Origin of the sequence: Nocardiopsis sp. NPDC006198 (genome assembly GCF_040613895.1) — a bacterium.
Taxonomy (GTDB): Bacteria; Actinomycetota; Actinomycetes; order Streptosporangiales; family Streptosporangiaceae; genus Nocardiopsis; species Nocardiopsis tropica.
The window spans coordinates 1-21,809 of record NZ_JBEXSY010000064.1 but is presented as its reverse complement, the minus strand read 5'-3'; the positions used below and the strand labels follow the sequence as shown (position 1 = coordinate 21,809).

General features: G+C 73.5%; 15 protein-coding genes and 1 pseudogene. 2 read left to right on the top strand and 14 right to left on the bottom strand.

Annotated elements, in window-relative coordinates:
• Positions 1 to 66: 66 nt before the first annotated feature.
• The 10 genes from ABZ234_RS28405 to eccCa all read right to left on the bottom strand — a co-directional run bounded on the left by ABZ234_RS28405 (position 67) and on the right by eccCa (position 13,017).
• Positions 67 to 423, bottom strand: coding sequence for a hypothetical protein (locus ABZ234_RS28405; protein ID WP_267947610.1), 357 nt, complete (start codon positions 421 to 423; stop codon positions 67 to 69).
• Between the two features lie 14 nt (positions 424 to 437).
• Positions 438 to 731: a WXG100 family type VII secretion target gene (locus ABZ234_RS28400; protein WP_267947611.1), complete on the bottom strand. Its 294-nt coding sequence runs from the start codon at positions 729 to 731 to the stop codon at positions 438 to 440.
• A gap of 46 nt (positions 732 to 777) precedes the next feature.
• Positions 778 to 1,113 (bottom strand): hypothetical protein, encoded by a 336-nt coding sequence (locus ABZ234_RS28395; RefSeq protein ID WP_267947612.1) that lies wholly within the window; start codon positions 1,111 to 1,113, stop codon positions 778 to 780.
• Positions 1,114 to 1,446: 333 nt separating this feature from the next.
• Entirely contained in the window at positions 1,447 to 2,037 is a 591-nt protein-coding gene (locus ABZ234_RS28390; protein ID WP_355014068.1) for a hypothetical protein, read from the bottom strand.
• A complete protein-coding gene (locus ABZ234_RS28385) occupies positions 2,034 to 4,562 on the bottom strand; it encodes a hypothetical protein (RefSeq protein ID WP_355014067.1) in 2,529 nt (842 codons plus the stop codon). Before ABZ234_RS28385 ends, ABZ234_RS28390 begins: the two co-directional genes overlap by 4 nt.
• Before the next feature lie 105 nt (positions 4,563 to 4,667).
• Positions 4,668 to 4,994, bottom strand: coding sequence for a hypothetical protein (locus ABZ234_RS28380; RefSeq protein ID WP_355014066.1), 327 nt, complete (start codon positions 4,992 to 4,994; stop codon positions 4,668 to 4,670).
• 259 nt (positions 4,995 to 5,253) lie between these two features.
• Complete coding sequence (locus ABZ234_RS28375; protein ID WP_355014065.1) at positions 5,254 to 6,393, bottom strand: hypothetical protein; 1,140 nt, start codon at positions 6,391 to 6,393, stop codon at positions 5,254 to 5,256.
• Positions 6,394 to 6,683: 290 nt separating this feature from the next.
• A complete protein-coding gene (locus ABZ234_RS28370; RefSeq protein WP_355014064.1) occupies positions 6,684 to 7,211 on the bottom strand; it encodes a hypothetical protein in 528 nt (175 codons plus the stop codon).
• Between the two features lie 131 nt (positions 7,212 to 7,342).
• Positions 7,343 to 8,683 carry a PQQ-binding-like beta-propeller repeat protein gene (locus ABZ234_RS28365; RefSeq protein WP_355014063.1) on the bottom strand — a complete coding sequence of 447 codons (1,341 nt, stop codon included), beginning with the start codon at positions 8,681 to 8,683 and terminating at the stop codon, positions 7,343 to 7,345.
• A 419-nt stretch (positions 8,684 to 9,102) separates the two neighbouring features.
• Positions 9,103 to 13,017: a type VII secretion protein EccCa gene (gene eccCa, locus ABZ234_RS28360; protein WP_355014073.1), complete on the bottom strand. Its 3,915-nt coding sequence runs from the start codon at positions 13,015 to 13,017 to the stop codon at positions 9,103 to 9,105.
• 273 nt (positions 13,018 to 13,290) lie between these two features.
• Between eccCa and eccD the strand changes: the two genes are divergently transcribed.
• Together eccD and ABZ234_RS28350 are read left to right on the top strand one after the other, a co-directional pair.
• A complete protein-coding gene (gene eccD / locus ABZ234_RS28355; RefSeq protein ID WP_355014062.1) occupies positions 13,291 to 14,625 on the top strand; it encodes a type VII secretion integral membrane protein EccD in 1,335 nt (444 codons plus the stop codon).
• 167 nt (positions 14,626 to 14,792) lie between these two features.
• Positions 14,793 to 15,431: a hypothetical protein gene (locus ABZ234_RS28350; protein ID WP_355014061.1), complete on the top strand. Its 639-nt coding sequence runs from the start codon at positions 14,793 to 14,795 to the stop codon at positions 15,429 to 15,431.
• Positions 15,432 to 15,607: 176 nt separating this feature from the next.
• On the opposite strand, the gene ABZ234_RS28345 is transcribed toward ABZ234_RS28350, so the two are convergent.
• The 4 genes and pseudogenes from ABZ234_RS28345 to ABZ234_RS28330 form a co-directional block, all read right to left on the bottom strand.
• Complete coding sequence (locus tag ABZ234_RS28345; RefSeq protein ID WP_267947617.1) at positions 15,608 to 16,120, bottom strand: hypothetical protein; 513 nt, start codon at positions 16,118 to 16,120, stop codon at positions 15,608 to 15,610.
• A 178-nt stretch (positions 16,121 to 16,298) separates the two neighbouring features.
• Positions 16,299 to 18,401, bottom strand: coding sequence for an acyl-ACP thioesterase (locus ABZ234_RS28340; protein ID WP_355014060.1), 2,103 nt, complete (start codon positions 18,399 to 18,401; stop codon positions 16,299 to 16,301).
• Between the two features lie 141 nt (positions 18,402 to 18,542).
• Positions 18,543 to 20,594, bottom strand: coding sequence for a serine/threonine-protein kinase (locus ABZ234_RS28335; protein WP_355014059.1), 2,052 nt, complete (start codon positions 20,592 to 20,594; stop codon positions 18,543 to 18,545).
• Between the two features lie 13 nt (positions 20,595 to 20,607).
• Positions 20,608 to 21,809 (bottom strand): annotated as a pseudogene (locus tag ABZ234_RS28330) (hypothetical protein); the annotation flags it as partial.

Here is a 21,809-nt window from a genome sequence, read left to right as displayed (position 1 = left end):
TGGAGGATCCCCGCCGCCTCTCGGGCGGTGGGGGAGTGGGCCCCGAAGGCACCGGTGTCACGGGTGCTACGGGAACGGGGACACGTCGGTGAGGGGGCTCTGGATCATCTGCTGACGGGTGGTGTTGCCCCACCCGCGTTCCTCGTTGACCTCCTGCTGCCGGCCGAAGGCCCCGATGAGGGCGATGACCCCGCAGATCAGCGCGACCAGGATCAGCCCGCCGATCACCGCGGGCCACACCTGCTGCCTGCGGCGCCAGTAGCGGCTCGACCCGTACAGCAGCGCCGACCGCAGCTGCCGGTGCCGCAGGGCGTCCGCCTGGAGGACGTACTTCTCCTCGTTGGGCGTGTAGTGGAACGCCTCGGGAAGCTGCGGGTCCGGATCGGAGGAGGCCGGCGGGGACGTCGGGGTCGGGGAGGACATCGCCGCTCAGCCTACTAGAACAGACCGTCGAGGTACTTGGTCAGCCGACCGTAGTTGTCCGCGGTGTTGCTGGTGGCCGCGATCACCTTCGCGAAGGCCGAGTTGACCTCGGAGAACTGGGTGTCGAACTCCGACGCCTTGGCCTGGAACTGGGCGCTGCCGGAGCCCTCCCACTGGCTGACCGTCGACTCCGACTGCTCGTTGATCTGGCTCATGATCGCGGAGAAGCGGCCCAGGTGGGCCTGCTGGTCCTCGGCCAGGCCCTGGAGGCCGGCGACGTCGCCGTACACGTCGAACTGGGAACCCATGGGGGAAAGCCTTTCTGGAGGGAGGAGCGGGGAGAGGTGCGGGGGCTCAGACGTTGACCGGGCGGCTGAGGCCGCCGAGGTCGTTCCCGGCCTGCGAGTACTCGGCGCTGGAGTCCGTGTCGGTGACGTTGAACTCCTGCTGGCCCTCGTTGAGCTTGATGCCGTTCTGGCTGCACCAGGTCATGAGCTCGTCGAAGCGCTCGGTCAGCTGTTCGCGGGCCATGCGGAAGTCGGTGAGCGCCTGGCCCTGGAGGGAGTCGGCGTCGTTGACCATGTCCTGGATGAGCTGGTTCATCTGGGTGCGGAGGCCGTCGGACTCCTGCCCGAGCTGCTCACCGCCGGTGGAGAGGCTGTTGACGTTTTCAAGACCGACGTGCGACATCTGGACCTTTCCGGAAAGTCGGGTGGGGGTTCGCCCTCCGGCCCCTGTTCGCACGGGGATGCGTGTGGCCACAGGAGGAAGGGGAGGATACGGACGATAGTAAGGATCCCACCTCTCGGTCAACGGAGGTGCGCGTCTCGTGACCTCGGACGCCGTGCAGGAAGACCGGGCTCTCGCGGGGCCCGGCGGCCCGGATCCGCATCGAGCCACCCCGGACGGGGGTTTCCCGCACTCCCGTCCCGGTCCGCCCGTGAGCGGGGGCGGATGCGGCTGGCCGCTTCCGGCCATGTGCGGGCGGCCGCGCCGACGCGTCCGGCCGCGATCCGGACGGTGTCACCCGGGCGCCCCGGAGCCGCAGTCGACGTGGTCGGCGATGCTCTCCAGGTACTCCTCCTGCGTGTCGAAGGCCCCCTCGTGGGTGTCCAGGTAGTCGTGCACGAAGTCGCGGCCGGCGACGGCCGCGCCGCCGCACCAGGTGACGTCGTTCTCCCACAGGAGCGCGTCCATGGCGTTGTCGACACTGGCGAGCCGGATGCCCTGCTCCCCGAGGTGGTCGGCGACGGTCCACTCGGCGGGGTCGGTCTCCACCCGGGTCCCCTGGCCGTCCTCGACCACGGCCCCGCCCTCCAGGAGGGCGCTCCTGGTGTCCTCCGAGGCCTCCCCGACGATCTCGGCCGGGTCGCTCTCCGCGAACATGCGCTCCAGGGTGAGGATCCTGACCTGCCGCCTGACCCATTCCGCGTCCGCCCGAGGCTCGCCGCCCTCCTCGGGGGAGGCCGTGGGACCGGCCTCCGGCTCCTCGGGGCCGCCGGCCTGCCGGACGAGGAGGACTGCGGCCGCGAGCAGCACGGCGACCCCGGCGACGGCGGCCAGGGCGGCCCGCCCCCTGCGCTTTCCGGAAGACCTCGCGGGCTCTCCGGTCATTTCTCCTCCTCGCGCTTGCCCTCGGCCTGGATCAGGTCGTAACGGGCGTTGTACGGTCCCGAGAACTCGTTGTAGAAGACGTTCCCGTTGTCCTGCTCCCTGTTCGACGGGTCGATCTGGGTGCTGTTCAGAGCGCCGTGCAGGGCGTTGACGACGTCGGACCTGCCGCCGCCCGGCTCGTCGGTGACGTCCCACCCGGTGGAGTCCGTCCGGACGGTGACGGAGCCGTCGTCCCCGTAGGAGACCACCCCGTACTCCTCCAGGACGTCGAGGTGCTCCCGGCTCGGAGGGGTCACGACGGAGTCGCTGCCCGAGGACATGACGTAGTTCAGGAACTCGGCCTGCTGGTCGACCCGGCGGATCTCCTCGTCCTCGTTTCTGGGCACCTTCGGCGTGATCTCGATGTCGGTCTCCACCAGCTGTTCCACGATCGCGTCGGCCCCCAGGCCCAGCCCCCGGTTGATGGCGGCGCCGACGACGGGGATCTTCTCCGCCAGGTTGCCGCCCTCCTCCAGCGCGAACGTATAGAGCTGCTCCTTGCGTTCCCGGGCTGCGTCCAGGTCGCCGGTGCGGTCCTCGACCTCCATCTCCAGGCCGAGGTCGATGAGGGAGTACAGGCTGGCCGCGCCCGGAGCCGTCAGGTCGGTGTCGCCCGTGCCCAGGTACAGCTCGATCTGGGCCTGTTCGTAGGCCATGGCCGAGTTGACGGCCCGCATCGCGGCGCCGTCGTCGCCCATCAGGTACTGCATGTACGCGGCGCGCTCCTGGACGCCGATGTTGAACGCCCCGGTCTCCGGGTTGTAGTCCGTGACGCCGGTGAGGAGTGCGTTGCCCTCCTCGGAGGACTTGATCTCGCTCGCCGCGAAGCTGAACAGGTAGGAGTCGAAGACGTCGGCGAACCTGTCGGCGAGGGCGGAGTTGAACTCGGTGAAGGACGCGTCCTCGCTGTCGCCCACGTCCACGCCGGTGTCCGTGAGGGCCTGCTGCATCTCGGGGGTGGTGACCATGCCGATGAACCCGGAGGCGGCCTCGCCCGCCCGGTTCCGCACGTCCTCGTCCTCGCTCAGGGAGTCCGCCGAGATCCAGTCGATCAGCCCCGACGCGGCCTCGCCGTGGTCGTGCCACTCGTAGGTGAGCAGTCCCTGGACGGCGTCCCGGCGGAACTTGTCGGGGTAGTCGGCGCCGGTCTCCGGTGCCGGGGACGGGTGCTCCCCGGTGAGCACGTAGTGGTTCGCGTCCTCGTTGCGGGTGCCCACGTCGGCCAGCACGGCGAGGTCCTCGGACATCACGTAGCCCCCCTCCCCGGCCGAGCCCCAGAAGTAGTTGTAGGAGCCCGCCGACATGGTCAGGTTGGTGGAGAGGGTGTAGCCGGCCCCGAGGTCCCCGTCGGTGTGCCGGAGCAGGGACGTGAGCGCCTCCACGTCGTCCTTGTAGGTGACGAGCGCGTAGACCGGCTCGTCCGGGTCCGTCGTGAGGAAGGGGCCCTCGGCGGCCCTGCGCACGCTCTCGGGGAGGGACTCGTAGCCCCCGCCCAGCTCCGGGTCGGAGAGGGCGAGCAGACCGTCGCCCAGCGTCCCGAGGGCGTGTTCGCGCTCCTCCCCGGTCATGTGGCCGCCCTCCATCCAGCCGGGGACGGAGAGGACGCCCGTGTACGAACCGCCGCCCTCCAGCTCGAGCTGGGCGTAGAACGCCTCCAGGAAGTCGACCTCCTCCTCCCGCAGCTCGCCGCCGTCGTTCTGGGCGTTGCGGGCGTTGGTGCCGATCATGCTCATGACCAGCATCAGCTCGTGGTAGCGGTCGTCGAGGGGCTTGTCGCCCGACCAGTACGGGGCCAGCTCCGACGCCGCCTCCTCCGCCGAATCGGGGGTCAGCTCGAAGTCGGACTCCAGGGAGAGGTACTTGCCGGGGTCGAGGTTGGCGTACACCATGTCGGCGTAGCCGCCGTCGATGAGCTTCTGGACGTTCTCGCCCGTCGGCCCGCCCCGCAGCATCCCGAGGATCTCCAGGGCGTTCTCCTCGTGCGCGTCCCAGTTGGCCCGCTCACGCCCCTGGACCTCCTCCAGGTAGCCGCTGAGCTCGTCGTACAGCTCACGGCACTTCCTGGCGTCGGAGTCGAACCAGTGGTCCGGCGTCGGGGACTCGGCGGTGATCACCGTCTCCCGGTACTCGTCGGGGACCTGGGACACCTTGGAGGCGACCGCCTCGTCCCAGTCGTCCCACATGGCGTCGCGCTTGTCCCAGAACTCCTTGACGCGGTCCGCCCACATCTCGTTCACGTCGATGGCGAACCGGAGGTTGACGGCGGCGTCCACCCACTGCTGGTAGTTCTCGGCGCCGAGGGACGTGATGTCCCAGCCGACGATGTCGGTGAAGTGGGAGGCGGCCGAGTCGAAGCCGCCCTCCAGGTCGTCCGCCCTGCCCAGGAGGCGCGCCTCCAGGGTGACGAGATCCTCGCTCACCGGACGGATCCGGCTCTCGAACGACTCGATGGAGCGGGGCGAGAAGAACAGCTGGAATGAGGCCATGGTCTTCCTAGCGGGGGAGGAACGGGGGTCCGGGGGCGGGGCCGGGCCGCGCCGGAGGGCCGGGCGGGACGCCGGAGGGCGGAGCGGTGTCGGACCGGTGGCGCGTCAGTCGAAGTTGATGTCCCGGTGGGAGCCCCAGGGGGAGTCGTACTCCTCGGCGGACCGCACGTCGTTCAGGGCGATCCCGCCCGCGCCCGCCTGGATGTTCTCGGCCAGTTGGAGGCCGTGCTCCTGGACGCCCTGGAAGACGGGGAGCATGTCCTGCCGGAACAGCGAGAAGCCGAGGGCCACGTCGCTGTTCCCGGCGGCGCCCTCCGCGTCCCCCATGAGGTGGTCGAACATCTCGGCCAGCCCGGCCATGGCGGACGCGAGGGTCTCGGCGTACTCGCCGCCCTGCATCCCCTCGATCGGGTTGCCGCCTGCCTCGGTCATCCGCGTGTCCCCCGTCGTTGTTCGGCGCCGGCCGGAGTCGATCCGACGCGCTCCCTTCTGCGACGCATCGTCGGTCATGTGAGTCGCGGGCCGATTGCGAAGTTCACTACGGATCGGTATCGGATGCTCCGCGGCGGCCGACCGGACAGGGGCCGTGGACTGGGACGGAGCCGGGTCCGGGTACCGTCCGGCGCGCCGTTCTGGATCCCGGGGCGGACAGCGGGGCCCGGCGGCCGGACGGGCGGCCGCACCGGGGGCCTCAGGAGGAGGGGGACCCGGAGGGATCGGCGCTGGGACCGTCGGCCGCCGGCTCCGTCGCCCAGCGGACCGCGAGGGGCCACCCGTCCATGGACGCGTCATGGAAGCGCGGGAAGGCCTCGGCCGTCTCCTCCACGGAGCCGTCCGCGAGGTCCACCCGGAACCAGGCCTCACCGGTCTGGAGCAGGACGGCCTCCCGCCCGGGGGCGGGCGCGTACTGCTCGACCGGACCGTCGGCGTCCTCCAGCAGCCGGGTCGCCCGGTGGCCCTGGCCCTCGACCGTCACCAGGTACGCGCCCGGCGGCGTGTCGGCGCCGCTCACGGCGTCCGGGCGCAGGAGGGCGGTGCCCTCGCCCCACACCGGTGCCCCGTCGAAGGTCTGCCACTGGCCGCCGTCGACGTTGAGCGTCGCGTTCACCACGCTGCCGTCGGTCTGCCGCACCACGAGGCTGCCCCCGTCGGAGGCGTTCATCTGCTGGGTCTGCACGCTGTTGCGGATGTGCAGCGCCCCCTCGGGGGTGAGGGTCCAGTCGCTGGGCCGCTGGGCCTCGCCCAGGGCGAGGCTCCCCTCCTGGTTGGGGGTGCCGGTGGGGGCGTCCAGCGGCACCGACAGCACCTGGGGCGGAGCCCCGTCCTGCTCGTTGTCGGACACGAACCAGAGCCGGTCGCCGTGGATGACCGGCTGGGACAGGACCTCGCCGGCGGCCGGGGTGACGGTCTCGACCGGCTGGTAGGAGATCTCCTCCACGTCGGCCTGCCCGGCGTCCTCCGGGTCGGTGAGCACGGCGACGTTCACGGCGTTGGGCTCCGTGGTCGCGTACGCGAAGAACGCCCAGTCCTCGGAGAACTGCGCGTGCACGGGGACCGACGGGGCCATGGGGTCGACCGCCCCGTCGGGGAGCGCGATCCGGTGCGTCGGCTGCCCCGTCGCGGGGTCGTGGAACACGAGGACCTGGTCGGTCTCCGGGTCGCCGCCCTCGAACCCCCGGTGCAGCAGGGCCAGCCCGGTCAGCCCCTCCTCGGCCAGGTCCTCGACCGTCTCGGCGGGTCCGTCGGAGCCGCCGGACGTGTCCGTGCAGGCGGTGAGGGCGGCGAGGGCGAGCAGGCACACGGCCGGGGTCAGGGCGGGGGAACGCCGCATGGAGCTGCCTTTCGGGGAAGGTCGGTGACGGGAGCGGATGGAGGGACGACGGGGGAGGGTGCACGGGGGCGGGGACAGAAGGGTGGGATCACTCCGAGGGTGTCATGGTTCGTTCCCCGACAGCGCATCCAGGACCGGGCCCGCCCGGGACACGAGCACCGGGACGGCAGCGCCCGTCGCGGCGGTCGGCGTCACGGGGGTGTGGTTCACGGCCCGGATCCGTTCGTCCGAGACCGCTTGTGACCGACCATCCCACCCTGACGAAGTGTCGTTGAAAGAGGGCCCCGCCATCAGTCCAGCTCGCCGGTGCCGCAGTCGACGTAGTCGGTGATGCTCTCCTCGTACTCTTCAGCCGTTTCGTAGGCCTCCCAGAACTCGTCGGTGTAGCCCTCGACGAACTCGTCGCCTGCCATGGGCTCTCCGCACCAGGCGACCTCGTTGCCCTCCATAGCCGCGGCCAGAGCGGAGTCCAAGCGGTTGACGAGTGTGACGGCCTCGGGTGTCCACTCGTCCTTGTCCAACTCCACGCGGTACCCGTCCTCGCCCTCCTGGACGATGCCGGTGGCGAACAGCCGCTCGACGAGGTCGCCGGTGTTGTCCGCGACCTCCTGCGGATCGCCTTCGGTCATCATGCGGTCGAGAGTGCGCACTCGTACCTCACGTTCGACCCAGAAGTAGGGGATGTACTCGGGGGACGGGCTCTCCTCGGGGGCGGCATCGCCGGGGGGCGCCTCGGTGTCCCCGGACGTGCACGCGGACAGGAACAGCGAGGAGGCGAGAGCGGCCGAGAACAGTGCGGGCCGTCGGTGTTCGGACACTGTGTGTTCCACGGTGCGAGAAGCCGGTGAGGTGCCGTGCGGGTCGGTCGGATTGCTCTTGGTGATCGTGATCGGTTGCCGTACGGCGCAGCGGACCGCCGGACGTGCGCGGGCGCGCGCTTCCGGCGCGGTCACGTCAGCCCCGCCACACGGGGGACCGGCTCCCCGCGCGTGTGCTCGCGCACGAGCACGGCGCCGGGGACCTCCTGGAAGGTCCCCGGGCCCAGGGCCTCCTCGACCTCCCAGACGCTGTCGATCCCGCCGAGGTCGACCTCCACGGGAAGCGCGATCGTCTCCTCGGCGCCTTCCGCGTCCCAGTCGAAGACGGCGACCTCCATGTTGTCCTCCTCCTCGGACCACCTCGGCTTGAGCAGGGAGTCCTTGAGCGGGAGCTGGCCGGAGACGGTGCTTCCCACGCTGTTCTCGTCGGTGACGACCGTGTCCTTCACCGCGCCCGAGAAGTCCCGGACCTCGAAGCGGTCCTCCCACTGCCCGTTCTCCAGGCGCTCCGAGCGGACCGCCAGGTAGCCGTGGGGCAGGACGCGCAGCACGGTGTCCTCCGGGCCGGAGGGGAGCGCTTCGGACAGGACCTCCCCGCGTACCGTGTCGATCACGACGGTGCCGCGCATGAGCGCCATGTTCTGGAGCACGGCCACGTCGCCCGCGGCGGCGAACGTCTCCTCGTCGAGCTGTTCGGGGTGCTCGGCCGCGTCGTCGAAGTCCTGCCCCCGCACCAGGCTCCACTGCTCCTCCCCGGTGGCGGTGTCGAGGCTCGTCAGGCGCAGGTCGGAGCCGCCGCACGCGTAGACCACCACGACGCCGCTGGGGGTGAGGAAGCCGTCCTCGACCCGCGGGCCCCCTGCGCCGCCGGGGCACCGCAGGCGCTCGCCGCGCCACCCCGGTTCGTCGTCCCACGGGGAGAAGGAGACGGCGACTCCGCCCCCGTCGCCGGGCCCCGCCGTTACCAGGCCGTCGTCGGTCACGAGGCCGGCGTGCTGGACCGACAGCCGGTCCGTCCCGGCGCCGCCGTGTTCGAGCACGAGCGTCTCCACCCCGGTGCCGGAGTCCAGGAGCACGAGGGAGCCGCTTGCGCTCACGGCCACGAACGTCCCGTCGGGGGAGACCGCGGCCTCGGCCTCGGAGCCCAGGAGGCGGTAGCTCCACACCTCTTTCCCCGTCCTGGTGTCCAGGCCCACCACGCCGTCGTTCAGGTGCAGGACCGCGCCGGTGGGCACGGGGTGGACCCCCACGAGCTCCCCGTCCCGAGGGCCCTCCCAGACCCACGACGCCTCGGAGACCGTGGTCGGCACCGCGAGCTCCTCGAGGTCGTCCCCGGACATCTCGTGGACGACCTCGTGTCCGGCCAGCTCCCGGACCTGCTGTCCGGAGCCGGAGAGGATTCCGCATCCGGGCGTCCCGAGGAGGAGCACGGCGGTCGCCGCCGCGGCGGACCAGCCGGTTCTTCTGTTCATGGTCAACCAGGTCGCTCTCAGGTGTCTTCTCGCCGTCCTGGGGGATGCGGCCACGATCGCAGGCCGGGACACTCCCCGCCCGGCCTTCGGGTCTTCCGCCGCCGTGTCGGAGCGGTGGAGCCCGTACCGGCACGGTTCCGGGGACGAGGGACATTGAACCGGACGAATGTCACGACAGGTGCGCGGCAGGGCACACCGGGTCGGCGAACCCGCAGGTCGGCGGCGGGTCTGTGACGGTGGCCGCATCCGGCCACGCACCCCCGGCCACGCATCCCCGGCCCGCATCCGGCCACGCACCCCCGGCCACGCACCCCCGGCCACGCATCCCCGGCCCGCATCCGGCCACGCACCCCCGGCCCGCGCGGCGGACCCCGGGCCCGTGCACCTCCCGGGGCCTCCGGGGGCACGGGCCCCCGGGTCTACGCCGGGGAGTCGCTCCAGCCGACCTGCACCAGGTCGGGGCGCTGCCCCCGACGCGCCAGCTGGGCGCGGCCGACCGGGAGCTGCTTGGACGCCGTGCCGTTGGCCAGGCGCCCCTCCATCCGGTCGCCGGAGAACAGCATGCCGGGCGTGGCCATGTCGGTCAGCGCCTGCAGCACCGGCTCGAACATCGCCCGCGCCGAACCGCCCGTGCGCCGGGCCGCGATGACGTGCAGGCCCAGGTCCGCGCCCTGCGGGATGAACGGGGCCAGCGGTGCGAGCGGGTTCGACCGAGCTCCCAGCATGTCCATGTCGTCCACCACGATGAACAGGTCCAGGCCCTTCCACCAGCTGCGCTCGCGCAGCTGCTTCGGGGTGACGTCCGGTCCCGGCATCCGCTCCTTGAGGGACCCGGCCAGGTTCGCCGCGACCGCCTTGGTCTGCTCCGCGCTCGTGCAGTACGCCAGCAGGTGCTCCTCGGGGACCAGCTCCAGGTGGCTGCGGCGGAAGTCCACCATGACCACGCCGACCTGGTCGGCCGGCCGGCGCACGATCTGCTTGACCAGTCCGCGCAGCAGGGCGGTCTTGCCGGTCTGCGGGTCCCCGTACACGACCAGGTGGGGATCCCGGTCCAGGTTCGTGGCCACGGGGGCGAGCGTGCTCTCGGCCATGCCCAGCACCAGTTCGGTGTCGCGGCGGCCCCGCGGGGTGCGGCGCCCCTTGAGCAGGTCGTCCAGCTCGACCTTGGCGGGCAGGGTCTTGACGCCCTGGACGGCCTTCTGCGGCCACCGCTCGCCGACCCGCTTGACCAGGTCCCGGATGCCGTCGGTGACGTCCTCGTCCGAGGCGACCCCGTCCACCCGGGGCAGCGCCACGTGCGTGTGGTGCTCCGCCGAGGTCAGGCCGCGCCCGGGGGTGTCCTTGGGGATCTCGTCGGCGACCTTGCGGCCGATCCCCGAGTCCATCGGGTCGCTCAGCCGCAGCTCGAACCGGCCGCCGAACAGGGCCTGGAGCCGGGAGCGGACCTGCGAGGTCGCCGCGCCGGTCAGCACCGTGTGCACGCCGAGGGAGGGACCCCGGGTCGCGATGTCCATCAGGACCTCGTCGGCCTCGTCGAAGGTGTCGCGCACCGACGACCAGCCGTCGATCATCAGGAACAGGTCGCCGACCACGTTCCCGGCCACCTTCCCGTCCGCGCGCGCCTGGCGCAGCGCGGCGGGGGAGTCCAGCTTGTACTTGCGGAACACCCGCTGGCGCCGGTCGAGCTGGGCGCGCACGTCCACCAGGACCCGCTGCACCTTCTCGGGGTCGGCCCGCCCGGCCACACCCGCCACGTGGGGCAGGTCCTCCATGGCCTGGAGCGCGCCGCCGCCGAAGTCGATGGCGTACACGCCCACCCGGCCCGGCGGGTACCGCCACGCCAGGCTCGCGATGAGGGTGCGGAGCATCGTGGACTTGCCGGACTGGGGGCCGCCCAGGACGATGACGTTGCCCTCGGCCCCGGTGAAGTCCATCTCGGCGGGGACGACCCGCTGCTCGCGGGGGATGTCGGTCAGACCGAGGACCGCGCGCATCTCCGCGGCGGGGGGCTCGGTCCCGGGGCCCTCCAGGACGTCGCCCTCGCCCAGGTCGGCGAGCACGGTGTCCAGGGTGAGCAGTTCGGGCAGCGGCTCCAGCCAGATCGGCCGCACCTTCTCCGCTCCCGAGGCCACCAGCCGGTCCACGGTCACCTGAAGGGTGGTGCGCTTGTCCTTCCTGGGCCTGGACTCCTCGCCCTTGGCGCGGACCGACGCCATGAGCGACTCCACCAGCGAGCCCTCGCCGGTCACCTTGCTGAGGCCGTTGTAGGACAGCAGGGGGAGGACGGGCTCGTGCTCCTCCTTCTCCTCCTCGGCCGGGGGCTCGTAGGGCTGGGAGACCATGGCGGCCTTGAACCGCTCGAAGACGGAGGTGTCCACCTTGAGGTAGCCCGATCCGGGCTCGGGCGGCAGGTGGTAGGCGTCGCCGACGCCGATGGCCTCGCGGCTCTCCGCCTCGGAGAACGTGCGCAGGCCCACCCGGTAGGACAGGTGCGACTCCAGGCCCTTGAGCTTGCCCGACTCCAGCCGCTGTGTGGCCAGGAGCAGGTGCACGCCGATGGACCGGCCGATCCGGCCGATGGCCACGAACAGCTCGGCGAAGTCCGGGTGGGCGGTGAGCAGCTCGGAGAACTCGTCGATGATGATCAGCAGGTGCGGCAGCGGCTCCATGCCCGGGTCCTCCTCCCGGGCCGCCTCGTAGGCGTGCAGGTTGGGCAGGTTGCCCGCGTCCTTGAGGATCTGCTGGCGCCGTGTCAGCTCGCCGAAGGTGGCCTCCCGGAACCGCATCACCAGGGAGTCGTCGTCGGCCAGGTTGGTGATCAGTCCCGTGCTGTGCGGCAGCCGGTCGGTGTCGGCGAAGGTCGCGCCGCCCTTGAAGTCGACCAGCAGCAGCGCCAGCGACTCGGGGGAGTGGTTGATGACCAGCGACGCCACCATGGTCCGCAGCATCTCCGACTTGCCGGAGCCGGTCGCGCCGACCACCAGGCCGTGCGGCCCCATGCCGCCGAACGCCGACTCCTTCAGGTCCAGCAGCACCGCGTTGCCGTTGGGGCCCACACCGATGGGGACGCGCAGGTAGTCGCCGGTGCTGCGCTTGCGCCAGGTGCGGCGGGTGTCCAGCTGGGCGACGTCGGACACGCCCAGGATCTCGGGGAGGCCCACGGTGGCGTGCATGGCGTCGTCGCCGTCGGAGGCGGCGATGCCGTACGGGGCCAGGATGCGGGCCAGGCTCGTCAGGTGGGCGACGTCCGACCGGTCGGCGGTCCCCCGGAGCGGCGTGCGGTCGGGGTTGTCGCCGGCGCCCGGGAGCTCGGTGTCCTCGGTGAGGGTGCCGTCGGCGTCGACGTTCAGGCGCAGGTCCACCGACTCCGGTTCCTCGCGCCGGTCCGCCACCAGCGCGATGATGTGGATGCCCAGGTCGGAGAGGGAGGCGACGGGGGGTTCGGCGTGCAGGCCGGACAGGGTCGACTGGTGCTCGCCGTCGAGGACCACGACGAGCCGCTGCGTCCCGGGCCCCGGGGGCTTGCCGCGCCGCCGCTGGAGGTCGACGGTGCGCCGCTCGATCTCGTCGGCGAGCAGTTCGCCGGCCTGCACGGTGTTGGCGGACACGAACCTGGCGGGCATCGGCCCGTCCTGGGCGTCGTCGAACGTGTTGTGGGGCAGCCACTTGAGCCATTCCCACCGGTCGCGGAGCTTGGTGTCCCGGACCACGCCGATCCGCAGGTCGTGCGGGGAGTGGAAGGCGGCCATCTGGGCGATCATGCTGCGGACCAGCCCGCGTCCCGCCTCGCGGTCCCCGACGACCGACACCACCCCGTGCTCCCGCAGCGGGACGACGAGCGGCATCTCGGGGACGTCCGCGTACAGCTCGATGAGCTGGTCGGCGGCGCCCTGGCAGACGGGGTCGTACTCGATGAGCGGGGAGGAGGTGTCGACCTTGAGCCTGAGCCGCCGGGAGAGGGGGCGCGTGCCCGTGCCCGCGCGCACGTCGAGGAAGTCGGGGTCGGCGGGACGCCGCTCCCACCTCCTCGTCCGCGAGCGGGCGGGCTCGGTGAGGAGTGAGGGGTCGGGGTGGCGGAACGCGTTGTCCGCGCGCTGGGTGGAGGCGACGTCCCGCACGATCTCGCGGAGCTGGTCGAGGTAGTCGACGTAGCGCTCGCGCTGCTCCCGCATGCGCTTGCGGGGGCCGTTGTGCTGGGCCACGAACATGATGATGCCGACGACCACGCTGGCCATCATGATCATGACGCCGGCGACGGCCATCAGGGGGCGGTGGCCCATGGTGATGGACATCAGGAGCGAACCCGAACCGGTGATGATCGGCATGATGATCATCGCCCCCGAGCTGGACGCCGGCGCGTTCTCGGGCAGCTGCGGCGGGGCAGCGATGACCAGGGGAGTGTTCCCGGGAGCAGGAGGGACACTGCGGGCAGGGCGGGGCACAGGTCTCGTCGCCACAGCGATCTCTTTCCGTCCACCTACGGGGGTTGGTGTCTGGGTGACTACGCTAGGAATGATCTCGCGAACCCCGCGAATCACCTAATTCGCGTCCGTCCTCCCCCTTCGCGGCGAATGCCGCCCACGACGACGACAGAAGGAACCATTGGCGTGAGTGGATACTGCCGGGTCACCGTCACCGGACCGGAGCGCTGGGCCGATCTGGCACTTCCCGGCACCGTTCCCGTGGCGACCCTGATGCCGCGCATCATCGAGGTCTGCGCGCCCGACGAGGAGCGGACGGAGCCCGCCGCCTGGTCTCTGACCACGGTGGACGGGTCGCCCGTGCACCCGGACGAACCCCTGGAGAGCGCCGGGGTCTACGACGGCGACGTCCTGCTGCTGGACCGCCGCACCGCTCCGAGCCGCCCCTCCCACGTGGACGACGTCCGCGGCGCCGTCGAGGACAGGGTCGACGACACCGCGCGCATCTGGAACCCCGCGACGACGCTGTCCTTCGGCCTTCTCGTGGCCAGTATCGGCCCCCTGGTCCTCCTGGGGCTGATGATGCGGCTCCTCCCCTCGGCGGGACACCTGGGCGTCGCCGCGGTGGGGACCCTGTTCACGGTCGCCGTCATGCTGCTCGCCGCACGCAGGCCCCTGCCCGCCGTCGCGCACGTGCTGTTCGCGGCGGCCTGCGTGTGGGGCGCGGTCACCGCGGTGCTCGCCGCCGCCCTGGTGACGAGCACGAACCCGCTGGTGACGGCGGCATTCGCGCTCTCCGGGGCGCTCCTGGTCGCGGTGATCGGCTGGGCCATGCACGAGACGGGTCTGGCGTACATCGCCGGGCTCGGGGTCGTCGCGGTGGCCGCGGCCGTCCTCGTCGTGGTGGGGATCTTCACCGAGCCGGTCCAGGGCGTGCGTTCCATGGGCATCGCCCTGGCGCTGTGCGTGGGGGCCCTGCCGCGCGTCGCCATGGTGATGGGCGGCCTGTCCGGCCTCGACTACGAGGTGGGGCGCTCGGGCCAGGTGCCCACGGAGCGGTTCGAGGACACGTACGGCAACACCGACCGCCTGCTGCTGGGGATCGTGCTGGGCGCGGCGGTGAGCGGCGGCGCCGTCACCGTGCTCCTCGCCGTCCTGGCCCAGGGGCTGCCCGACCTGCTGCTGGGCGGGCTGCTCTCGGTCCTGCTGGTCCTGCGCTCGCGGCTGTTCGACCGGATCCGCCACGTGCTGCCGCTGCGGCTGGCCGGGGTGCTGGGCGTGGGGGCCACGGGTGTCGCGGTCGTGGGCGAGTACCCGTTCATGGGCCCCTGGCTTCCGCTGATCGTGCTCCTGGCCGGGATCGTGCTCGGGGTGCTGAGCTGGGTGCGGCTGACCGACGTGCCCCGCGCCTCGCTGCGCCGCCTCCTGAACTGGACCGAGATCCTGGTCATCATCGGCATGTCCGCGGTGTTCGCGTGGGCGATGGGGCTGTTCGCCTTCGTCGCCCGCATGACCGGCTAGGCGGCGTTCCGCGGACGCCGACCGCCGCCCGTCGGGGAGGACGTCCGCGGGACCCGCTCCGGAGCGGCCCCCCGGCCGGGGGCCGGAGCTCGGGGACGGTGCGTGACGGTTCGTGTGCGCCGGACGCTAGGGTGTCCGCCGACCCGACAGTCCCGAGAGGATCTCCCGTGCCCGAACCGAAGAAGTGTGTCCCGGCCGCCGCAGCAGGTCTCGTCCTCACGCTCCTGCTGGGCGCCTGCGGAAGCGCCGCCGAGGAGGAGCCGCAGGCCCCGGACGCCGCCGGAGCCCAGGACGAGCCCGCTGACGTGCGGGAAGAGCCCGCCGAGGCGGAGATCGAGCTGCGCGACCCGATGGAGATGGCCCCCGACGACCTGTGCACGGTGCTCCCGGAGGAGGTCCTGGAGGAGCTCCTCGGCGCGGAGGACATGCGCGACGACTCACCGAGCACGACCGGGCGGCCCGACCCCGCGACGCTCGAGAGCGACCAGCGCCTGAGGATGAACTGCATGCTGCTCTCGCTGAGCGGCTTCACCCTCCGGTACGACATGGAGATCCACGAGGGGCCCTACGCCGACAGCGCCGCGCCGGACCTCACGGCGGAGGAGGCGGACCCGGACCTCGGAGTCGGCGACCTCGCCGTGGCCGGTTCCGAGAACGACGCGGGGAGTGCGCAGGTCACGGCGGTCGAGGGGCAGGTCTTCGTGGACGTGCACTACTCGCGCATGGGATCGGGCGACGCGGACGCGATGCTCGACGGCGCGCTCCTGGCAGCGGAGGAACTGCTCGCCGCGGTGAACGGCTCCTGACGAGGGGCCGGGCGGGGGATACGGACGGCGGACCGGCGCCGCCGCCCCGGGTGCGCCGTCCGAGGGCCCGTGCCCGGCGCCCCCGGGTGCGGGCCGGCGTCCGCCCGGGCCCGGTTTCCCCGGCCCCGGCGGTCGCGGGGCCGGCCGGGAGGTCCGGGGGAGATGGCCGGAACCGGTCAGGCGTTCCGCTCCTCCCCGGCCGCGGAGCCCTCGGAGACGGAGACCTCGGCCGGGGGCGCGGCGGCGGGCTCGCAGCGCGCGCGGAGGCTGCGGCGACGGCGCGCCTCGCGCAGCGAGACCCCGACGATGCGCGCGGCGGTGAGGCCGGCGACCACGGCGAGCGGGAGGACGAGCATGGTCACCGGCTGGCGGATGCCGTGGAAGCGCGCCCCGGCCTCGTCGAGGACGATGAACCCCGCGGGCCGTGCGCGCACGAACCCGCCGCCGCCCGCGCCGTCCCCTCCCGCGGCGAACAGGCGGCTGGAACCGCCGCCCAAGCTGGTGAGGGACGTGATCCTCGCGACTGGGACGACCGTGGAACCCCCCGACACCACCGGGTCACCGAAGACGGTCGCGGACCTGGCCGCGGCCCCGGTGCTCCGGACCAGGTCGGACAGGACGGACAGCGCGGGGCTGGTGCGGCGGCCGGAGGCCGCCTCGCGGATGCGGCTGCTGACGTTTTCCGGCATGGCCTCTGGTCCTCTCGGGGTACGGGCACGGGCTTTCACGCTATAGCGCCCGGGCGGCACCGTGAGGAGCCGGGTCCTTCCGGCGCGCCCCGGACGGCGCGGGCCGAACGCGGTCCCGGCACCCCGACACCCCCTGCCCCCGGCAGTGCCGAACGTCCCGGTGTCCCCGTCAGCCCCGTCAGAACAGCGTCTCGGCGGGCTCCAGGGTGTCGGGGTCGACCAGGACGACGCGCCCCTCGGCGGAGACGCCCGCCAGGACCTCGCCACCGGGGTGCACGGAGACCTCCTGGAGCCCGTCAGCTCCACGGCCGCCGGCCGCGAGGTCCTCGCCGGTCTCCGTGTCGAACGCGTGGGTCGTGTACGCGCCGTCCTCCAGGGGGTCGTCCCCGGGGGCCAGCCAGCTCACGTACACGCGGTCGAGCGCCGCGGAGAGCGCCAGGTCCACGAGGATCGGCCCTTCGGCGTCGGCGAAGCCCGTGAGCTCGAAGGACCGCACCTCCGAGCGCGCCGCGTAGTCCCACCACACGATCCGGTCGCCGACGAGGTGGACCACCTCGTCGGCGCCGGGCACCGCGGCGAACAGGCGGTGCGACGTCCCCCGGACGGTGTGCAGCTCCTCGCCGCTCTCCGCGTCCCACACGGTGATCGTCCCCCCGTCGTTGGTGAGGACGCGCCCGGCGTCCGCGAAGGCCGTCCCGTGGACCGGGGCCTCCGCGATCTCGGACACTCGGGCGCCGGTCCCCGTGTCGATGACGGCGACGCTCGGCCTGTCGTCGGCCCGCTCCAGCGAGACGGCCAGCCGCGACCCGTCGGGGCTGAACGCGAGGCCCTCCGCGTGGCGCGGCCTGGCCGTCCACGTCCCCCCGGTCCCGACGGGCCCGTCCTGCGGCCCCAGGTGCTCGGCGGTCGTGCCGGCCGCGAGGTCGAAGGTGCGGGCGACCCGCACCTGCTCGTCGCCCCGGCCCTCGTAGGACGTGGGCACGGTCACGGCGAGGGTGCACCCGGTCGGGGCGAACACCGGGCCCACCGCGAGCCCCACCGAATCCGCCGGCCTGGCGACCTCCTCCCCGGCCCGCCAGTCCCACACCGTCAGCCCGTGTTCGGCGGTGGTGACGGCCAGGCGGTCGCCGTCCGGGCTGAAGGCGGTCTCCCACACCGTGGTCCGCGCGCCGTCGACGTCCTCGCCGGGCGGCGGGAACCCTCCGCCGTCCGGGCAGCCGCCCTCGGTGACCAGCCCGGCGGTGTCCGCCCTGTCCGGTTTGCTCGCCGCGCCACCGTCCCCGGTCGACAGGCGGTGCCCCCACACGGCCGCCCCGGCCACGGCGGCCAGGGCGAGGACCGCCGCGGCCGCGGCGACCGCCCTCCGGCCGTTCCGGCGCCCCCGGGTGTCCGCCCCCGTGCTCCCGGCGCCCCCGTCCGGCACGCCCGCCTCCCCCGGCCCGGTCCCGGAGGGCCGCTCCGACCGCCCCGGCCCGTCGGCGGCGACCGCCGCCTCCTGCCGTGCCGCGGCCTCCTCCAGCCGGGCGAGGAACCCCGGCGGCCACGGGCCCGGGTCGGCGGGGCCGCCGAGCATCCGCACCAGGTCGGCGGCGCTGGGGCGCAGGTCCGGCCCCCGGCGCAGGCACGCGTCGACCAGCCCCCGGAGCTGGAGCGGGACGCGCGGCAGGCCGGGAGCCCCCTCGGCCCCGCTCGCGGCGAAGGACAGGGTCGCCGCCCACGAGAACACGTCCGCGGCGGGGGCCGCGCCGCCCTCGGGCGCCGAGAAGGAGGGGTGGGGAGCGCGCTGACCGGCGTCCCACGCGGCCCGTTCCAGCCCGGCGTCGGCGAGGAGCGCGGTCTCCCGGGTGAGCACCACCCCGTCGGGCCGCAGCGCACCGTGGGAGCGGCCCCGGGCGTGCAGCTCGGCGAGCCCCTGCGCCAGGGCGAGGGCGAGCGCGTGGAGGGCGTCCGCGGGGACCGGGCCGTGCTCGCGGACGTGGTCGGCCAGGGCCGGGCCGGAGGGCCGGTCGACCGCCGCCCACGGCACGGCTCCGACCAGGTCGGCGGAGCGCACGCCGCACACGTGGCGGCCGTCCGGCCCGTACGCGCCCTCCACCAGGCGGGTGAACGCCGACCGGAACCCGGGGTCGGCGGCGTACCCGGAGCGCACGACCCTCACGGCCACGGGGCGCTCCCCCGGCACCGAGCCCAGGTAGACGCGCGCGCAGGCGTCCTCGCCCAGGCGGGCGTGGAGCCGGTAGGGGCCGACGGCCGGGGGATCGTGGGGGTGGAGAGGGAGCATGGGCCTTACCGGTGTCGTGGCGGAGCGGGCGGGACGGTGCGGGCGGTGCGGTCCCGTGTCCGGTGCGGGACCGCTTCGTGCGGGGGCGGCCGGGCCGCAGGAGCCGGGTCCCGGGACCCGTTCGGAGGGGGCCGCGGCTGGTCAGCCGATACGGCTGTGGAGGCGCAGGCGCTCCGCGTCCACGATCCAGACGTCCGAGTCGAGGAGCGGGATCCCCGTGAACACGTGGCCGTCGGGGTGCATGCCGAGCCGGCTGACGTACCCCTCGTCCTCCTCCCCGGTCAGCTCCTCGCCGGTGGAGAACTCCCAGACCTTCATCCCGAACCCCTCCGAGTCCTCGTCGACGATCAGCTCGCCGGACGTGTACGGGGCGTACAGCCGGTCCGCACCGGGGCTCAGGACGAACTCGCTGAGCCCGTTCTCCGGCATCGCGGCCGGGGCGAACGTGCGGGACGGGCCCCCGTCGAGGAAGTCCTCGTGCACGACCCCGTCCCCGGTCATGTACAGGAGGCCGCCGTCCTCGTCGGGGAGTTCGAGGTTGGACCCGTACCCGGGCTCGGCGCCCCCGGCCTCGAAGAGGGTCCCGCCGCTCTCCGTGTCCCAGACCCGCACCTGCCCCGTGTAGTCGACGGCCGCCAGGTACCCGCCGCCGGGGGAGACCGCGATCGTGTGGGCGCCGTCGGTCCCGCTGTAGGTGTCGGTGACCTCGGCGGTCTCCAGGTCGACGCGCAGCACGGCCGACTCCGGCTCCCCCGTGCCCTCGACCAGGTACAGGCCCTCGCCGTCGGGGTCGAAGGCCGAGGCGACGACCTCCACGTCCCCCCGGTACACGGTGTGCTCGCCCGTCCCGGCGACGTACACGTGCACGCCCGTCCCGTTGTAGCCGACGCGGCAGCCGTCCGGGCTGACGAGCGGGGTGGGCGACAGGCCGGGGACCTCGTCCTCGATCCGGGCGATCTCGGTCCCCTCCTCCCAGTCCCACAGGGCCAGCCCCTGGCTCCCGGCGACGACGAGGACCCGGCCGTCGGCGGAGAACACGGTGCCGGGAGGGACGGACGACGACGGGATGCTCGGCACGGGCCGTGCCGCCTCGGCGAGCTCCGGGGCGATGTGCTCGGTGAGGTCGCACCGGACGCGGCGGCCGGGGTCCTCCTCCGCGGTCCCGCCGCCGAACGGGCCGGCCAGTGCCCACGTCCCCGCCCCGGCGGTGAGGAGCAGCGCGGCTCCCGCGGCGCCGACGAGCAGTGGTCGCCGCCGGGCCCGGGAGGCGGGGGCGCCGCCCGCGGCCCCGGGGCCTGCGGCGGCGACGGCGTCCCGGTACTCGCCGTCGATCCGTTCGAGCACGTGGACGGCGGGCGGGGGCAGCCAGGCGGACGCCGTCGTCGGAGGCGCCGCCGGACCGCCCAGGGCGTGCAGCACCCGCGACGCGGAGGGACGTTCCCGGGGGTCCTTGTCCAGGCACGCCGAGACGAGGCCGTGCAGCCGCTCGGGGATGCCCGTCAGCACGGGGTCCTGGTTCGTGATGCGGTACATCACGGCGGAGGGGTGGCCCTCGCCGAACGGCCCGGTGCCGGTCAGCGCGTACACGATCATCCCGCCCAGGGCGAAGACGTCGGCGGCGGCGCCGCCCGGCTCCCGGCGGATGTTCTCGGGGGCCATGTACCCCGGGGTGCCGACGAGCCGCCCGTCCCCGTCCGGCCCGGCGTCCTCCAGCGCGGCGGCGATGCCGAAGTCGATGACCTGCGGTCCTGCGGCCGAGACCATCACGTTGCCGGGTTTGAGGTCGCGGTGCACCAGCCCGTGGGAGTGCACCCGTTCCAGGGCCTGGGCGACGCCCCGGGCGGCGAACCGCACGCTGTCCTCGGGCAGCGGCCCCACGGACCGGACCAGGTCGTGCAGGGAGGGGCCTCGCACGTACTCGGTGGCCATCCAGGGGGTCCGGCCGGACGTGTCCGCGTCCAGCACCCGGGGCGTGTGGGCGCCGTGCACCCGGCGGGCGAGGTCGAGTTCGCGCGCGAACCGCTCCCGGAAGTCGGGGTCGTACGCGTACTCCGCCCGCACCACCTTGACGGCGGCGGTGCGGCCCTCCCGGTCGATCCCCAGGTAGACGCGGCCCATGCCGCCGGCGCCCAGCAGGGCGACGGTCCGGTACGGTCCGACCCGGCGCGGATCGCGGGGTGCGAGGTGCTGCATGGCGGCCCTCCGGTCAGCTCAGCTCGTTGACGACGGTGTAGTCGGCGTCGAGGACGAGGACGCGTCCGCCGCCGTCGGCGACCGTGGCCAGGTACTCGTCCTCCGGGTGCGACCCCATGGGCGCGTACACCATCACGTCGGCGTCGCGGAGGAGCCCGCCCGTCGAGGCGTCCCACACGCTTCCCCGGTCGTCGTTCCAGCCGAAGGAGCCCGCGAGGACCCGCTCGCCGTCCGAGGAGTAGCCGATGCCGGTGACGGACTCGTGGCTCGCGTCCGGTTCGGCGAGGGGGCGGACGACCCCGCCGGTGCCGAGGTCGACGATGTCGACCCGCCTCGCGCCGCTCTGGAGGGCCATGGTCCGCCCGTCGGGCGCGAGGGCGAACGCGTAGTGGTCCCCGCCCTCGAACAGGTGGAGCCGCTCGCCGGTCGCGGGGTCCCACACGGCCACCCCGACGTAGGCGTCGAACCCCTCCTCCATGACCGTGCCGACGAGCAGGGAGTCGTCGGCGGTGTAGCTCAGGTCGGTGAGGACCCCTCCGGCGGGGAACTCCACGCCGGGCGTCCCCTCCGCCACGTCCCAGATCTGGACGACCCGCTCCTCGCGGGGGTCGCCGTTCTCGGCGGCGAGCACCGCCACCCGGGACCCGTCGGAGGAGAGGGCGGGCATGTCGTAGAACCCGCGGCCGCCGTTGTCCTGGCCGAACCGGTTGACCTCGTCGCCGCTGCCGCCGTCCCACACGCGGATCTGGTCGCTGTAGGCGCCGGCGACGTGGTCGTCGGGCCCGATGTCCGCCGCGGACGGGGCGGGTTCGAACACGTCGACGGGTTCCCCGGCCTGCCAGTCCCACCTGGACAGGGACGTGCCGAACACGTACAGGGACTCGCCGTCCACGGAGAAGTCGACCTCGTAGATCCACCCCTCCAGGTCGACCTCCGGCGCGCCCTGCGCCGAGGGGGAGGCGGAGGGGCCGGGCGGGGCCGGGGGACCGCCCCCGGCCGCTTCCCGCGGGTCCCCGCCGCCCGGCAGCGCGGTGAGAGCGAGGGCCGCCCCTCCCGCGACGACCAGCGCGGACGCCGCCGCGAGGACCGCGGCGCGGCGGCGGAACCGCGGCTCCCCCCGCGGCGCCCCCTCCTGTGGTTCACGCCCGGGGGGCGGGTGCCCCGTGCCGTCGGCCCCGGCGCCGCCGCGCGGCGGCGCCGGGGCCGACGGCACGG

What these genes read in the sequence shown, in the direction of transcription:
- ABZ234_RS28405 (WP_267947610.1), bottom strand. Translation starts at nt 423, where the DNA reads ATGTCCTCCCCGACCCCGACGTCCCCGCCGGCCTCCTCCGATCCGGAC.
- ABZ234_RS28400 (WP_267947611.1), bottom strand. Translation starts at nt 731, where the DNA reads ATGGGTTCCCAGTTCGACGTGTACGGCGACGTCGCCGGCCTCCAGGGC.
- ABZ234_RS28395 (WP_267947612.1), bottom strand. Translation starts at nt 1,113, where the DNA reads ATGTCGCACGTCGGTCTTGAAAACGTCAACAGCCTCTCCACCGGCGGT.
- ABZ234_RS28390 (WP_355014068.1), bottom strand. Translation starts at nt 2,037, where the DNA reads ATGACCGGAGAGCCCGCGAGGTCTTCCGGAAAGCGCAGGGGGCGGGCC.
- ABZ234_RS28385 (WP_355014067.1), bottom strand. Translation starts at nt 4,562, where the DNA reads ATGGCCTCATTCCAGCTGTTCTTCTCGCCCCGCTCCATCGAGTCGTTC.
- ABZ234_RS28380 (WP_355014066.1), bottom strand. Translation starts at nt 4,994, where the DNA reads ATGACCGAGGCAGGCGGCAACCCGATCGAGGGGATGCAGGGCGGCGAG.
- ABZ234_RS28375 (WP_355014065.1), bottom strand. Translation starts at nt 6,393, where the DNA reads ATGCGGCGTTCCCCCGCCCTGACCCCGGCCGTGTGCCTGCTCGCCCTC.
- ABZ234_RS28365 (WP_355014063.1), bottom strand. Translation starts at nt 8,683, where the DNA reads ATGAACAGAAGAACCGGCTGGTCCGCCGCGGCGGCGACCGCCGTGCTC.
- eccCa (WP_355014073.1), bottom strand. Translation starts at nt 13,017, where the DNA reads ATGATCATCATGCCGATCATCACCGGTTCGGGTTCGCTCCTGATGTCC.
- ABZ234_RS28345 (WP_267947617.1), bottom strand. Translation starts at nt 16,120, where the DNA reads ATGCCGGAAAACGTCAGCAGCCGCATCCGCGAGGCGGCCTCCGGCCGC.
- ABZ234_RS28340 (WP_355014060.1), bottom strand. Translation starts at nt 18,401, where the DNA reads ATGCTCCCTCTCCACCCCCACGATCCCCCGGCCGTCGGCCCCTACCGG.
- ABZ234_RS28335 (WP_355014059.1), bottom strand. Translation starts at nt 20,594, where the DNA reads ATGCAGCACCTCGCACCCCGCGATCCGCGCCGGGTCGGACCGTACCGG.